Origin of the sequence: Bacillus sp. N12A5 (assembly GCF_026790125.1) — a bacterium.
Taxonomy (GTDB): Bacteria; Bacillota; Bacilli; order Bacillales; family Bacillaceae; genus Bacillus.
Window position 1 is genome coordinate 371,924 of record NZ_JALAMR010000002.1, and the last position, 15,039, is coordinate 386,962.

Here is a 15,039-nt window from a genome sequence, read left to right on the forward strand (position 1 = left end):
CGAGCTCCGCATATCATTGACGTATAATATTATATTTCTTGAAATCCCAAAGGGGAGTAGCGTCCGGAATGTTTTCCGGAAACAAAGTCGTCATTTCATGGATTGCCATATCCATCGGCTTTGTTGGCATGCTTTATTCATGTCTAGCAAGACCTTTGCCTTATGTCGGCAAAGGTCTTTTTTGCATGGTCCGGCCGGCATAAGATCGGATGAAGAGAAAGAATACAACTTTTTGGGGAGGGTATCTTTTATGGATGCAGCACTATTATTAGAGTATGGTTGGGTTCTTCTCGTCTTGATCGGGCTGGAAGGTATTTTAGCCGCTGATAACGCGTTAGTTATGGCGGTAATGGTAAAACATTTGCCGGAGGAAAAAAGGAAAAAAGCGTTATTTTATGGATTGGCAGGGGCTTTTGTTCTGCGGTTTGGCTCTTTATTCGCCATTTCATTTTTGGTCAACGTATGGCAGGTTCAAGCAATTGGCGCGCTCTATTTGCTGTATATCTCAGCAAGCCATTTATTAAAAAGATATGTATTTAAGAAGGAAGACACGCATAAAGAGACGAAGCAAAGCGGTTTTTGGCCGACTGTTTTAAAAGTTGAACTGGCAGATATCGCGTTTGCGGTTGATTCCATCTTAGCGGCAGTAGCTCTCGCGGTGACACTTCCTGCAACATCGCTTCCGAAGATCGGCGGACTTGACGGAGGACAATTTATCGTCATTTTGGCCGGAGGTATCATCGGCCTGGTGATCATGCGATTTGCAGCTTCAATGTTTGTTAAATTATTAAAGGAACGTCCAAGCCTAGAAACAGCAGCCTTTGTCATTGTCGGCTGGGTCGGAGTGAAGCTTGCTTTATATACACTTGCCCATCACGATATAGCGGTTGTTTCTGAGCACTTTATCCATTCTGGAACATGGAAGCTGATATTCTGGGGTGTCTTAGCGGCAATCGCGGTTTGCGGCTGGTTTATGTCAGGTGCAAAAAAACAGCCGGAGAGCGCACAAAACGAACAAAAGAACAGCAGCCGGGAAAGGGCGTAATCTGAAAGACTCTGCTTGTAAAGCAGAGTCTTTTCGTGTTTAAAGCGTTTTCAATGGCGAAATAAAATAACATTTTTATAACAGCTTTGTTACAAAAAACACGTATAAAACCCCCTTAATTCTCGATAAAGGCACGAAATCATGTATAGTACGTCAGAATGGTTTGTCATAATTGAGACATTGGAAATCAATATTTCTTTTTCGCCTTTGCGATTCCCTATCAAATTAGCTATCATTAATGAGTAGTTATAGGGAGGAACTGAGGTGAAACCAGTGCTTAGCCTTTTGTTTAAATTGGGAAAAAAGAAGCAAACGCTTGAAAAAGCTGTTGAAAGTATACAAAAAGGCAATAAAGATCTGCAAAACGAATTAATACAGCAATATAAGCCATTTATCGCAAAGACGGTTTCATCCGTTTGTAAACGATATATAGATGAAAAAGACGATGAGTTCAGCATCGGGCTGATCGCATTTAATGAAGCAATTGAAAAATACTCACCCGAAAAAGGCAATTCATTGCTCGCATTTGCCGAGCTTATTATAAAAAGAAAAGTCATTGATTACATCAGAAAAGAAGCTAGAAGCGCACAAAACATAAATATCGATTTACAGGAAGGAGACGATCAGGAGTCATCACAAAGCCTGATTGAAGCCGAGCTTTCCATTGATGAATACCGCCGTCAAATTGAACAAGAGCAAAGGCGGGAGGAAATCCTCTATTTTCAAAAACAGCTTAAAGATTATGGTTTATCGTTTCAAGAGCTGCTTGAAAACTCTCCAAAGCATGCGGATGCAAGACAAAACGCCATAAAGGTGGCGATGACCCTTGTGGAACATGAAGAATTGGCCGCTATCCTGTATACAAAAAAACAGCTTCCGGTGAAACAGCTTGAACAGCTTGTATCTGTAAGCCGGAAAACAATTGAGAGAAACAGAAAATATATTATTGCGATGTGTATTATCATTACGGGTGATTATATTTATTTAAAAGATTATCTTAAAGGGGTGCTGCACTCATGAGAAGAGGGATCATAGTAGAGAAAAATAAAAAATTCGTCACGTTGCTGACCCCTGACGGACAATTTTTAAAAGCCAAAAATGATCGCCGCAGCTATGAAATTGGAGAAGAAATCATGATTCCGAGTGAAACACGCATGGGCAGAAGGGCCAGCTTTTTTGATTTTTTTAAACTGCGCCCTTTCAAAATGGGGATTTTTACGATGACTGCTATTATGCTCTTTATTTTTATAGTTCTCCCCATTTTTTCTAATAATAAGGCCTATGCGTATATGACAATTGATATCAATCCAAGCGTTGAAATGGCATTAAACAGCGATTACGAAGTGATTGAACTGACTCCTTTAAACGATGAAGGAAAAAAGGTCGTAAATGATATAGATGACTGGGAGAAGACTGATTTTAAAAAGGTGATTGATGATATTATAACTGACTGCAGTGAGCACGGATATGTGAAGGAATCGAAAGAAATATTGATTTCCACTGTTTATGAAAATTCGGACGACAATACATATAAAACTGCTGTGAAAAAGCAGCTCAATGATGTGACGGAAAAATATAAATCGACATACCGCATGGAATCTCTCGAGTCAGATATGCAAACGAGAGAAAAAGCACAGAAGGAAGGCGTTTCAACAGGCAGCTACATTAAATCAAATAAAAAGAAAAATAAAGATTCAAAAGAAGACTCCAGCAAACCATCCGGAGAAGAGGATCAAAAGAATGCCGGAAATGAGGATGAAAACACTGACCAAACAGACGGCCAGGACAATAAGCAAGGAGATAAGGAACAGCTGGATGACCCGGATTCCGGAGAACAGACAGAAGATGCAACGGATACACAAACTGATGATCATGAAGATAAAAATGTAAAGGAATCAGATGAAAACACGAATGCTGAAAAAGATGGGGATCATGAGCAAACCCCAACACAAGATCCTCAAGATAAAGGAAATGAAGACAGCAGCGGTGAAAAGGGCCAAAGCGAATATCACAGAAACTGGAATAACGGTGAAAGAGGCCAAGGCCAGTATCATAGGAACTGGAATAACGGTGAACAAGGTAAGAACCGTTCTTCGTCAAGCGGGGATAACGATTCTGACCGCCGTAATCCAAACGGCTACAGCAGTAATAATCATTCAGCTCAAACTGAAGATTCGCCGAGTGACCCCGGCGAATAAAGACCTGAATTTATTTAGTTGTGCCATTTAATTGTGATTGTGCTTGCTGTACCAGCCGCTTTGTCATTTCCCCGCCTACAGAGCCGTTAGCGCGTGCGACTGTATCAGAACCAAGGTTTACACCGAATTCTTGAGCCACTTCGAGTTTAAATTGGTCAAGTGCCTGCTCCACCCCTGGAACAACGAGTTTATTTCTGCTCGCCATCTTTTTCATCTCCTTTTTCTATAAAGAAATTCTTAACGCGTATTTAGTTTGAAATGTACGGGGTTTATTTATGCTGGCAATTGTTGTGGAAGATAAGAAAACCCCCGGTTTTGAGCCGGGGGGAGACGCAGACTATAGAATATCTGCTGTCATTTTATAGGCGGTCGCCTGAATATGAAAGGTCAAAATGGAGAGGACTGTAATGACGATAATCTGTCTGATTTTAAGCCATTGGCTGTCATTCAGTTCTTCAAAACGGCGGCGAAGTCGATCTGTCTCCTGTTCGACGATCTCCTGCAGATTTGATTCTTTCATAGAAGGCGTATCTTGGTGATAAATGGCATCAAGCACATATGCACAGCTTTCATAATAAGCAATCGGGCTGATAACATCATCTGATCTGTCTGAGATGGTGTTAAAGGCCACTTTTAAAATTGCGCGTATATGTTCAAAGTCATAAATGGATTTTAAATCACGTACAATTAAAAGAATGACTGCCTGTTCAACTGAATACTTCTTGCCCAGTTCTGGGTGTCCAATCAGATCTTTAATATCACGCTTTACCCAGTTTTGGATCGCGGTCGACTTTAACGAAGTCAGCTCGCATAAGTTGCCAAGTTCTACGATCTCGTTTGTTGAGAGACCGTATTCTTTTTTCTGTTTTTTTCGTTCGTATCTTAAAAGAAATTCAGGAATTTCAAGGTGATTGGCTGCTTTTTCTGCTGACATGTTCGCTGATTGGACGAGAATGTCAAGCGGGCTTGTTTCTCCCAGTCCTTTTAGAGAATAGAGCAGCCGTACCATATCGATTCGAGTGAGTTTAAAAGTGTTCATTGTTCACCTCTTCAATACAATTTGACGCAGATATAAGGCTATGTATGAATTCAAAATTAAAGCGTCAGCAATACAATAACATCATACGTCTAATTACTTGCATTTTCAAACTGATGTTTTATAATTTAAATATACAGGTTCTTTTGAACTTAAAATAACGGAGGTTATTATGGCGAAAAGAATTTTTCTGTTTCTTTTAACGAATATTTTGGTGCTAACAACAATCGGGATCGTATTGTCGGTTTTAAGCTCTGTTACTGGCGTCGGAACGTACTTTACAGCTGATGGCGGTATCAACCCAGTTGCGCTCCTTGTATTCAGCTTAGTTGTTGGTTTCGTCGGCTCGTTTACGTCTCTTGCGATGTCCAGATGGATGGCAAAAACGATGATGGGCGTAAGAGTGCTGAATCCGAACAAGCACACGCTCAGTTACGAGGAACAGCAATTGGTTGATCGTGTTCACCGATTAAGCCGCTCTGCCGGGTTAACGAAAATGCCGGAGGTCGGAATTTACCGTTCACCTGAAGTGAACGCGTTTGCGACTGGACCGTCAAAACGGCGTTCCCTTGTGGCAGTTTCGTCGGGACTGCTGGAGCAAATGGATGACGCCGCGGTTGAAGGTGTGCTTGCCCACGAGGTCGCCCATATCGCTAATGGTGATATGGTGACAATGACGCTATTGCAAGGTATCGTTAATACCTTTGTCGTCTTTTTATCCCGTATTGCAGCGTGGATTGCGAGCCGTTTTGTCAAGGAAGATCTTGCGCCGATCGTTCATTTTATCGCAATGATTGTGTTTGATATCGTCTTCTCAATTCTTGGCAGCCTGGTTGTGTTTGCGTACTCACGCCATCGTGAATTTCATGCTGACAGGGGCGGAGCGGATCTAGCCGGCAAGGATAAGATGATTCATGCGCTCCGTACGCTTAAGAGCTATTCTTCCCGCATTATGGAAGACGATCAGACAGCTGTTCAAACATTAAAGATTAACGGCAGGAAGCGATCTTCGCTTTTCTCTACTCACCCTGATTTAGATGAGCGAATCAGACGGTTAGAAGCTAAATAACAACATTCCTCTGAGACCATCCTCAGAGGTTTTTTTATTCCTTTGACTAAAACAATAAAAAATGAAGCAAGTTAAGAAAATGTTTCGTAAAAGCCTTTAAAAATGGGCCTAATATCTTTAGAATAATTACCGTACTTAAAAAGAGAGGCAGAAGGATTTTACATGAAATTTAAGCTTGGAAAATTGATACAGGCATTATCTCCAGCCCAGCTGATTGCATTATATTATTTTCTTGCAGTTACTGTGGCGGTTATATTGCTGAGTCTGCCGGCGGCGCATAAACCGGGGGCGGACTGGACGTTTATTGATGCGCTGTTTACGGCTGTCAGCTCAGTCAGCGTAACGGGGCTGACAGTAGTGGATACAGCTGATACATTCAGCACAATAGGCATTTTTATATTGGCATTTGTTCTGCAATTTGGCGGAATCGGGATTATGACGCTCGGAACGTTCATTTGGCTGATCATGGGAAAACGAATCGGGCTGAAAGAACGGAAACTGATTATGGTTGACCAAAACCAATCCCAGTTTTCAGGGATTGTCAATCTCATGAAGCAGGTTCTTTTTCTGATCTTGTGGATTGAATTTTTTGGCGGGCTCATACTCGGCACTTATTTCTTAACCTACTATGATTCCTATCAGGAGGCTTATTTACACGGATTTTTTGCCAGTATCAGCGCAACCACAAATGGCGGATTTGATATTACCGGTAATTCGATGATCCCTTTCCGCCACGATTATTTTGTGCAATTTATTACTATGCTTTTAATTGTATTTGGCGCAATTGGATTTCCCGTTCTTGTGGAAGTAAAGGATTTCTTGTTTTCAAAGCATCGAAGATACCCGTTTACACTCTTTACGAAAATCACAACGATTACGTTTGGCTCACTTGTCGTGTTTGGGGCTATCGGCATTTATATCCTGGAAGCAAACCACGCGTTTGCCGGAAAATCATGGCATGACATTTTGTTTCTGTCCCTTTTTCAATCAACGGCAACCCGAAGCGGGGGGCTGGCTACTATTGATATCAGCCAATTGTCCGATGCTACAATCTTTTTTATTTGCGCGCTGATGTTTATCGGAGCGTCGCCAAGCTCAGTGGGAGGAGGGATACGGACAACGACTTTCGCCCTGAACCTTCTTGCGCTGTTTCATTTTGCCCGCGGCAATAAAGCGGTAAAGGTATTCAAGCGGGAGCTTCATCCTGCTGATCTCATGAAGTCGCTCGTTGTCACAATGATGGCCATCCTGCTCGTTTTTGGCGCGACACTTATCCTGACCATTACAGAAAAGCATTCTCTGCCGGAGCTCTTGTTTGAAGTGTGTTCGGCATTCGGTACAACCGGCCTGTCACTTGGAATTACTGCTGATTTGAGTGACGTTGGAAAATGCGTTATTATGATTGTCATGTTTATCGGGCGAATCGGTATTCTGACCTTCTTGTATCTGATTGGAAGAAAAGAGATCGAAGCGAATTATCATTATCCGAAGGAAAGAGTGATTATCGGATAAAACGGCACCGCATGTTTTGCGGTGTTTTTTTGATTGCCAAAAAAAAGATGTGTGATGCTGTTTCAGTTGGAGAACCTAACATCAACAGGTGCAGTTAACGATTTTGCACCTTTTAATGAAGTAAAATGTCTGAAAAACGGGCGAGGGGGATTCGTATGAAGCGCAAAGCTGAAGTGAATGAAGCCATAAAAAATAACAATACACCTACCGAGAGCATGGACCCAAATTCATATAAGACACAGTACCATGACGATCCGAATTTTAGGGGTGCAAACCGCAATTCCAAACAGGGTCAGCAAGGAGGCATGTGATTTTGAAGAAAAACCGTCACAGCAGAGATATGCAAAATCATAAAAAGCCGATGAATAAGAAGGTGCTTGAAGAAGAATTCTCAAGTGAATTAGGGGATTACAATGCCGGGAAGATCATCGAAACACTGGAAATCACAAAGCCTAAAAAGAAAAAAGAGAAAAAGCAAAAATAAAAAAGACCTCTTAGGCGGTGTCCCGCTTAAGAGGTGCTTTTCTATTTTAAATAAGCATTTTTGCTGCTTCCCCTGACGAATTGCATAAAGCTGGTCATTCTCAGCTCAATGAAGGGCTGAGCAACTGTCTTCACAAAATTGCTGGAGAGAATAGACGTAAGGGCAGCGGTTAAAAGCAATAGAATGACGAGGTTCTGATAGTCAGTGAGCTGATCCTCAAGGCCAATCTGCCGCAGCGTTTTTATGATAAACCCATGGAGCAGATAGACGTAAAATGTCCGCGTGCCCCATTTAGTGAAGAAATAGCGTTTTTGCGGAACAAGTGCTAAAAAGCTGAAAGTGGCCGCAAAGGCGAGTACATACCAGCCGATTCTGATCAGGCCGCTTGCCACGGTCACGTCTCCGAATGAAGAATATGGTTTAGAACCGAACAAAAATGAATAGTCAAAATCGATGCCCCAGCAGATGACAAATACGGCGGCAAGCACTCCGGGGGCAATTTGTTTGCCTCGTTTCGATCTCAATAAATCAAAATGATGTTTATTCAAATAAAATCCGACAAGGAACATCGGCAAGAATACAAACGTTCGCGATAAACTCAGAGTGTTGCTGACAAAGTCAAGATAACCGATCAGCACGGCAATTCCGCAGCTGACAAACAGCGCCCATAGCTTAGGCAGCTTTGAAAAAGGATATAGCAGCAGGTTCCAAAAAAATAAACTGACGAGAAACCATAACGACCATTGCGGATCAATCGGATTCACATTTGCCATGCTTTCGTCTTGCATAATGTAATAAAAGACGGAATAGATGATTTGGAAAATCAAATACGGAATAATCAGCTTGACCGCCAGCTTTTTTACATACCCCGGGCGTTTAAAGCCTTTCGAGAAATAACCGGATACGAGAATAAAGGCAGGCATGTGGAATGTGTAAATGAACTTGTAGAGGTAGAGCATAAAGTTGTTATCATTAATAAAAGAACGAAGAATATGACCGAATACAACAAGGAATATCAATAAGAATTTTGCATTATCAAAATAACTGTCCCGCGATTTACTCATAGCATCACCTTCTCTTTAATCAGTCACTAAAAGATTATTCCCTGCTGGTACATATTTTAAAATAAAAGATGAAAAAGGAATCTAAAAAATCACTGATTGTTAGGACGATGTAAAGTGGCGGTAAGGATCGTAGAAATTGTCTTCATAATGTAATCACGCTGACATTTTCTGAAATTTATAGGGCAAATGAAGGAAGTTCCCGCATTTTGTAGAAATATTGAGGGATAGGTTTTGAAGAAGGAGTGTACACGCATGGAAACTCTTGATGTCCAGACAAACTCAGAGCTGCGGGAAGAATTGAAGCGTCTTAAAGAAGAAAATGCCCGGCTGAAAAAGGAATTGAATCAGCATCAAGTGATTGTTAACAATACGCTCGATGCTATTTTTATATGTGATAATGAAATGCGGATCGTTCAGGCGAATGAAGCGACAGAGAGGATGCTTCAAGTTGATTCGGAAGATTTGAAAAAGCGTTCCGTTTTGGATTTTTTGTTTTCTATCCCAAAGGATGAGTTGAATTTAGCCGTAAAGAAGTTTTTTAAGAAAGGGTTCTTATGGAAGGAGGTTCCAATCAGGCTTGATAGCGGAGCAACAAAATACATAGAGTTTCTGGCCAAACGAGGGATTGGCGAGGATTACTTTTTTGTTGTCATGAGAGACATATCTTCCAAGAAGATTTTAGAACGGGAATTTTCTATGAATGAACAGCTTTTTAAGGACTTGTTTGACAGAGCTGTTGATGGTATCGTCCTGTTTGATAAAGATGGCGGTTTTATTGATGCTAATTTGTCTTTTTGTAAAAGTTTTGAAATCAATCAAAATGAGCTGTCTCATTTGTCATTGTATGAATTCATAGACAGCGGCTCACGCAAAGATTTCGATAATGTCTGGAGGACGCTCAACCGCAAAGGAAAAGCGAAAGGAGAGCTGCCCGTCAAGCTTCGTTCAGGAGTCCAAAAGCTATTTGAATTCACGATTACATCAAACATCATCAGCGGTTTTTACATGTCCATTATGAGGGATATCACAGAGAAGCGGTCTATGGAACTGCAGCTCTTTAAAAGTGAGGAGCGCTTCAGAGAAATATTTGAAAATGCGATGGACGCCATTATCATTTGGTCGAATGATGGAAGAATCGTGAAGGCCAATCAGTCAGCCTGTAAAATCTTTGAGCTGCCGATGAATTTGCTGTTAAAAAGAAGACTGTGTGATTTTCTCGTTGACTCACAGCAGAAATACAGCATAACGAAAAGGAAATACGCAAAATACGGAGAGATCAGGGAAGAGCTGCTGTTTCAAATGGGGAACGGGCAGTTCAAGGAACTCGAATTTACTTCAAAGCGGACAATCCTTGAAAACCAGCACTTGACGATTTTAAGAAATGTCAGCGACAGAAAGCGGATGGAAAAGGAGCTTCGGGAAAGCGAGCTGAAATTCAGAAAGGTGTTCAATGGCTCAATGGACGGCAATGTATTGTTCGACAATCAATACCGAATCATCGACGCCAACCCGTTAGCAAGCAATATATTAGGCCTATCACACGAAGAGATTAAAAAGCACAGCCTGCTGGATATTATCTCATCATATGAAATAGAAAACCTTGCATCACCGGCGAGACAGATTAATTTTGATGAAATGGACAATGAAATTCCGTTCTTGCTGAGCAGCAATGACAACAGAAAACTGGAATTCTCATTTAAACGAAATATCATACAAAATATGAACCTGGCTATCTTTAAAGACGTAACCGAGCGAAAAGAACTGGAAGAGCGCCTGCGCAAGTCGGATACCCTTCATGTTGTCGGCGAACTCGCTGCCGGCATCGCTCATGAAATCAGAAATCCGATGACTGCTCTTAAAGGCTTCATTCAGCTCCTGAAAGGAAGTGTGGAGGGAGACTACGCCCTTTACTTCAACGTGATCACCTCAGAACTTAAGCGCATCGAATCCATCATCACCGAATTCTTGATTTTAGCCAAGCCCCAGGCCATTATGTATGAAGAAAAACATGTGACCCAAATCATGAGAGACACCATAGACCTTCTAAACGCGCAAGCCAATTTAAGCAACGTACAAATTTATCTTGATTTAATGGACGACATTCCCCCGATCTATTGTGAACCGAATCAGCTGAAACAGGTATTTATCAATATATTAAAAAATGCCATCGAAGTGATGCCTGACGGCGGAAACATTTTTGTGACGATAAGGACACTGGATCAAGATCATGTTCTCATTTCCTTAAAAGACGAGGGAATCGGAATGACAGAAGATAAATTAAAGCGCCTTGGTGAACCGTTTTATACGACAAAGGAACGGGGCACTGGACTTGGGCTTATGGTAAGCTATAAAATTATTGAAGAACATCAAGGCGAAATCATGGTCGAAAGTGAAGAAGGGAAGGGCACCGTTTTCCACCTTACGCTTCCCGTCAGACAGAATGCTGAAGAAAGAAGGATTGATGAATGAACTACTATACGACAGCGGAAACGCCGGTCGGGAAACTCATTATTGCTGAAGAAGGCGGCAAAATCACCCGTCTATTTCTCAGTCATGAAGATTGGATAGACTGGAAAGAAGCTGTTCAGAACACAGAGCACAAAGAAACGCCTTGTTTGGCAGAAGCGAAAAAACAGCTTCATGAATATTTTGCCGGCGAAAGGAAGACATTCTCACTGCCGCTGAGTCAAAAGGGCACTCCTTTTCAGCAAAAAGTGTGGGAGGCGCTGGCGATGATACCATACGGAGAATCCCGAAGCTATGGTGACATTGCCGCTGCGGTCGGCAGCCCGAAAGCGGTGCGCGCAGTCGGACAGGCTAACAAAAGGAATGACCTGCCGATTTTTGTCCCATGCCACAGAGTGATTGGCAAAAACAGCGCGTTAACAGGATACGCCGGGAGCAAAACTGATATCAAAGCATTTTTGCTGAACATCGAGCAAATTTCCTACAAAGAAAAATAAAACATATGGCACGTTCCCTTTTTTCACGGCCGACATATCATTTTATTAAGTGAAAAAAGTTGGTCTGATGAAAAAGGAGGACAAAGCAATTGAAGCCGAGCCGCTCTGAAAAAATTGCTGTTTTTGCCAAACTGTTTGTGAAACTGCATATCTTATCAAGCGCTCAAAAAGATGAAATCATCAATATTAATAAAAACAAACAAAAAAACCGCTGACTCGGCCCAAAATGAGCAAAGTCCAGCGGTTTTTTAGTGAACCTTTTCGCCTTTGAACAGCTGTTCAATTTCTTCTTCATAGGAACCGGTCATAATCCCTTTTTCTGTGATAATTCCTGAAATGAGATGATGCGGTGTAATGTCAAAAGCGGGATTAAAGACAGGCACATCGGTTGGAGCGGTGCGGACTCCGGAAATCTGCCTTACTTCCTCGGGATCCCGTTCCTCTATCGGGATATCATCGCCGCTTTTCACTTTCGTATCAAATGTAGATAATGGTGCGGCGACAAAAAACGGAATATCAAAGGCGTTTGCTAAAATCGCGAGACCGTATGTTCCGATTTTATTTGCCGTATCACCGTTCTTTGCAATTCGATCGGCTCCAACGATGACAGCGGAAATTTGTTTTTCCTTCATCGTATGGGCGGCCATGCTGTCTGTGATCAGAGTGACATCAATGCCTCCCTGCATCAGCTCCCACGCAGTAAGGCGTGAACCTTGAAGGACAGGCCTTGTTTCACAAGCATAAATATGCAGTCCCAAATCCTTTTGTTTGGCCAAGTAAAATGGAGCGAGTGCCGTACCGTAGCGGCTTGTCGCGATAGAGCCGGCATTGCAGATCGTCATAATCCGGTCGCCTTTTTTGAAAAGCTGCAGGGCATTTTGGCCGATCATCCGGCACGTTTCCTCATCCTCGACCTGTATCTGAATCGCTTCATGGACAAGATTTGTTTTTGCTTCATTTACGGAAATGGCGTTTTTGATCGAGTGACTCAATCTCTCAAGCGCCCATGATAAATTAATGGCCGTAGGCCGTGAGCTGTTTAAATACTGTTTGATGTCATCCAGTTTCTCGCGGAATTCCGTGACATCATCTGTTTCGATTTCTTTTGCAGCGAGCGCAAGCCCGAAGGCAGCCGTAATGCCGATGGCCGGAGCGCCTCTTACTTTTAGCGTGACAATGGCGTCATATACATCCTCTTTCGTCGTAAGCTCTAAATATTCCGTCACATCGGGAAGCTTTTGCTGATTTAAAATGGTAATCGCTGTTTCTTTCCATTCAACAGAACGCGGAACAGCAAATGAATGGGTCATGAATGGATCATTCCTTTACAAGTAACTTAAATAATTCAATAACTTCCGTTATCGTTTTGAATTCCGAACGTTTTTCGATAAAAGCTGTGCCTGTGTCCAGCGCCAGCCGTTTTCTGCTGATTCGTTTATCAAACGGCACGATCGCATCCAGATCAGCCACATGTGCCAGACCGATCGTGCGGCGTATCAGTTCGCAGCCGGCAAACCCGATCGCTTCTTCGAAAATATGAGTGAGCGTATCCGCAAGGTACCCGTCGATTTTGGCGTAAACATCCAGGCTGTCCTTCTCCCAGGCTTCACTGAACGTCTCTTTAAACGTTTCCCAAACCCGGCTGACATGTTCATATAACGGCTCTCTGTCATCGCCGTCACGGCTGAGAGCGTTCAAAAATAAGTTGGCGATAAATTGGCCTACATCGAAGCCGATCGGTCCGTAAAAAGCAAATTCAGGATCAATCACCTTTGTTTCATGTTCGCTGGCGAAAATGCTTCCTGTATGCAAATCACCATGAATCAGCGTTTCTGCAGACGTTAAAAATGACTTTTTCAGCTTTGCGGCTTCGATTTTGAGGGTGTCATTATTCCAAAGCTTTTCGACAAAGGGACGAAGCTCTTCTTCAAAATCATTTGTGTCATGGTCAAAGAAAGGGTCTGTAAAGACGAGCCTTTCCGTTATGTCGCACAGCTCCAGATTTGTAAACTGTTTAACAAGCTGTTTTTTCACCTTGGGTTCAAGCGCGTAGTCTGATGAATAGAAAAGTGTTTTTCCTAAAAATTCACCGATGTGCTGTGAAAGGTGCGGATAGGTTTCACCCTCAATAAGTCCTTTTCTTGCGATTTTCAGGTGAGAAAGATCCTCCATGACGGTAACCGCCATTTCCGTATCAGAATAAAACACTCTTGGAACCAGATGAGGGACATGCTCGCCCTGGCGGATGAGAGCGCTGCTTTCGATTCTTGCACGATCGATTGTCAGCGGCCAGCTTTCTCCGACCACTTTTGCATAAGGAACCGCCTGTTTAATGATCAGCGCTCTGTCATGTTCTTGGTCATGAATATGAAACACGTAATTTAGGTTGCCGTCGCCGATCTCCCGGCAGGTCAGCGTGCTCTTGCTTTGGAATAAGCCAAGCTTCACCGCCAGTGCCACAGCGGAGCTTTCATTTAACGTTTCGTATAAAGGTGTTTTCGTGACTGCCATCGTCATAACCTCCAATTATGTAATCTGTAAATATGTTTGCAGCTGAATGGCCGTAAAAAAGCCTCCTTCTCAGAGAGAAGGAGGCTAACATCTATGTCCGCCTCTCTTATCTCTCAGATCAGATCTGAATGGAATTAGCACCGTGCCTTAAGAGACCAGCGTCTCGGCGCGAAAAAGATGCGCCCCATTTCACAATGGAATTACGGTCGGTTGCTGTTGGGGTCAAAAGGCCAAATCCCTCGCCCAACTCTCGATAAGAGAATATATTCACTTGTTAAACAATTCTAATTTATCAGTTGATGAACATACTAACAGGTGTTTTAATAAGTTGTCAATATATTTTTTAATATAAATCTTTTCTGATATCATCAAAAACAGGGATGCTTTCCCGCACCTCGGCGCTTTCCTGAAGGTCAATTTCCGCTCTGACAATGCCTTCTTCCCGGCCGCCTTCAGCTAGTACACGCCCCCATGGATCAATAATCAGGCTGTGTCCGGCGAATTCATTATCCGGATTTGAACCGGTGCAATTGCAGGCTGCGATAAAGCATTGATTTTCAATGGCCCGCGCAATAAGCAGGCTTTTCCAATGATCAAGGCGGGGAAGAGGCCATTCCGCGGAAATAAACAGCACGTTGGCGCCCTTTGTCGTATGTTTTCTGATCCACTCTGGAAAACGGATATCGTAACAGATCAGTCCTGAGCTTTTGACGCCATCAAGCTCAAAATATCCGTCTTCGGAGCCGGCTGATAAATACACATGCTCATCCATCAGCTGAAAGAGATGGGCTTTTCTGTATTCTTTAATGATTTGTCCTTCCTTATCCGCAATGTACATTGTATTATAAACATCAGAACCCTTCCTGACAGCGACCGATCCTGCAACAATATGAACGCGATGTTTTTTTGCCGTTTTCTTCAGCCAGCTCTTAGCAGAACGCCCATCTTCATCAGCAAGCTCATCAAGGTTAGACAGGTCATATCCGGTCGTCCATAATTCAGGCAGAACAAGAACATCAGCATGTTTGCTTTCCTTTTCGATGAAAGATTCAGCCTTTTTTATATTTTCCGAAGGTTTACCATATGAAATATCAAACTGAAGACAAGATATCGTCCATTTCATCTTTTAACACCCCAAATTTTTCTTTACTTTTTTC

General features: G+C 42.5%; 16 protein-coding genes and 1 riboswitch. Of the genes, 10 read left to right on the forward strand and 6 right to left on the reverse strand.

Annotated elements, in window-relative coordinates; all coding sequences use genetic code 11:
- Positions 1-250 precede the first annotated feature (250 nt).
- From MOC09_RS02320 to MOC09_RS02330, 3 genes are all read left to right on the forward strand, one after another.
- Positions 251-1,045, forward strand: coding sequence for a TerC family protein (locus tag MOC09_RS02320; RefSeq protein WP_419900977.1), 795 nt, complete (start codon positions 251-253; stop codon positions 1,043-1,045).
- 264 nt (positions 1,046-1,309) lie between these two features.
- A complete protein-coding gene (gene sigI, locus MOC09_RS02325) occupies positions 1,310-2,065 on the forward strand; it encodes an RNA polymerase sigma factor SigI (protein WP_268367054.1) in 756 nt (251 codons plus the stop codon).
- Positions 2,062-3,243, forward strand: coding sequence for an anti-sigma factor domain-containing protein (locus MOC09_RS02330; protein WP_268369419.1), 1,182 nt, complete (start codon positions 2,062-2,064; stop codon positions 3,241-3,243). The genes sigI and MOC09_RS02330 overlap by 4 nt, the downstream gene beginning before the upstream one ends.
- A gap of 10 nt (positions 3,244-3,253) precedes the next feature.
- Here MOC09_RS02330 and sspD read toward each other — a convergent pair whose 3' ends face one another.
- Both sspD and htpK read right to left on the reverse strand, forming a co-directional pair.
- Positions 3,254-3,448, reverse strand: a complete 195-nt coding sequence (sspD, locus tag MOC09_RS02335) for an acid-soluble spore protein SspD (protein ID WP_003218568.1) — start codon at positions 3,446-3,448, stop codon at positions 3,254-3,256.
- Between the two features lie 132 nt (positions 3,449-3,580).
- Complete coding sequence (htpK, locus tag MOC09_RS02340) at positions 3,581-4,282, reverse strand: transcriptional regulator HtpK (RefSeq protein ID WP_268358249.1); 702 nt, start codon at positions 4,280-4,282, stop codon at positions 3,581-3,583.
- Positions 4,283-4,451: 169 nt separating this feature from the next.
- On the opposite strand from htpK, the gene htpX reads away from it, so the two are divergent.
- From htpX to MOC09_RS02360, 4 genes are all read left to right on the forward strand, one after another.
- Positions 4,452-5,348, forward strand: a complete 897-nt coding sequence (gene htpX, locus MOC09_RS02345; RefSeq protein WP_268358248.1) for a protease HtpX — start codon at positions 4,452-4,454, stop codon at positions 5,346-5,348.
- A gap of 162 nt (positions 5,349-5,510) precedes the next feature.
- Positions 5,511-6,860: a Ktr system potassium transporter KtrD gene (gene ktrD / locus MOC09_RS02350; protein WP_268367055.1), complete on the forward strand. Its 1,350-nt coding sequence runs from the start codon at positions 5,511-5,513 to the stop codon at positions 6,858-6,860.
- A 155-nt stretch (positions 6,861-7,015) separates the two neighbouring features.
- On the forward strand, positions 7,016-7,171 hold the full coding sequence (locus MOC09_RS02355) for a hypothetical protein (RefSeq protein ID WP_003232510.1): 156 nt from the start codon (positions 7,016-7,018) through the stop codon (positions 7,169-7,171).
- Positions 7,172-7,173: 2 nt separating this feature from the next.
- On the forward strand, positions 7,174-7,344 hold the full coding sequence (locus tag MOC09_RS02360) for a hypothetical protein (RefSeq protein ID WP_268358247.1): 171 nt from the start codon (positions 7,174-7,176) through the stop codon (positions 7,342-7,344).
- Between the two features lie 41 nt (positions 7,345-7,385).
- On the opposite strand, the gene MOC09_RS02365 is transcribed toward MOC09_RS02360, so the two are convergent.
- Positions 7,386-8,408: an acyltransferase family protein gene (locus MOC09_RS02365; RefSeq protein ID WP_268369421.1), complete on the reverse strand. Its 1,023-nt coding sequence runs from the start codon at positions 8,406-8,408 to the stop codon at positions 7,386-7,388.
- Between the two features lie 252 nt (positions 8,409-8,660).
- Between MOC09_RS02365 and kinE the strand changes: the two genes are divergently transcribed.
- From kinE to MOC09_RS02380, 3 genes are all read left to right on the forward strand, one after another.
- The gene (kinE, locus tag MOC09_RS02370) at positions 8,661-10,877 is read left to right on the forward strand and encodes a sporulation two-component system sensor histidine kinase KinE (RefSeq protein WP_268358245.1); all 2,217 of its coding nucleotides are present in this window, start codon (positions 8,661-8,663) and stop codon (positions 10,875-10,877) included.
- Entirely contained in the window at positions 10,874-11,371 is a 498-nt protein-coding gene (locus tag MOC09_RS02375; RefSeq protein WP_268369423.1) for a methylated-DNA--[protein]-cysteine S-methyltransferase, read from the forward strand. The genes kinE and MOC09_RS02375 overlap by 4 nt, the downstream gene beginning before the upstream one ends.
- Positions 11,372-11,460: 89 nt before the next feature.
- Entirely contained in the window at positions 11,461-11,586 is a 126-nt protein-coding gene (locus MOC09_RS02380; protein ID WP_003218585.1) for a hypothetical protein, read from the forward strand.
- Positions 11,587-11,619: 33 nt separating this feature from the next.
- Here the strand turns inward: MOC09_RS02380 and mtnA are convergent, their stop codons facing one another.
- The 3 genes from mtnA to MOC09_RS02395 all read right to left on the reverse strand — a co-directional run bounded on the left by mtnA (position 11,620) and on the right by MOC09_RS02395 (position 15,005).
- Entirely contained in the window at positions 11,620-12,681 is a 1,062-nt protein-coding gene (mtnA, locus tag MOC09_RS02385; protein WP_268369424.1) for an S-methyl-5-thioribose-1-phosphate isomerase, read from the reverse strand.
- A 7-nt stretch (positions 12,682-12,688) separates the two neighbouring features.
- Positions 12,689-13,882: an S-methyl-5-thioribose kinase gene (gene mtnK, locus MOC09_RS02390; protein WP_268369425.1), complete on the reverse strand. Its 1,194-nt coding sequence runs from the start codon at positions 13,880-13,882 to the stop codon at positions 12,689-12,691.
- Between the two features lie 103 nt (positions 13,883-13,985).
- Positions 13,986-14,142: riboswitch (SAM riboswitch) on the reverse strand.
- 83 nt (positions 14,143-14,225) lie between these two features.
- On the reverse strand, positions 14,226-15,005 hold the full coding sequence (locus MOC09_RS02395) for a carbon-nitrogen family hydrolase (protein WP_268358241.1): 780 nt from the start codon (positions 15,003-15,005) through the stop codon (positions 14,226-14,228).
- Between the last annotated feature and the right edge of the window lie 34 nt (positions 15,006-15,039).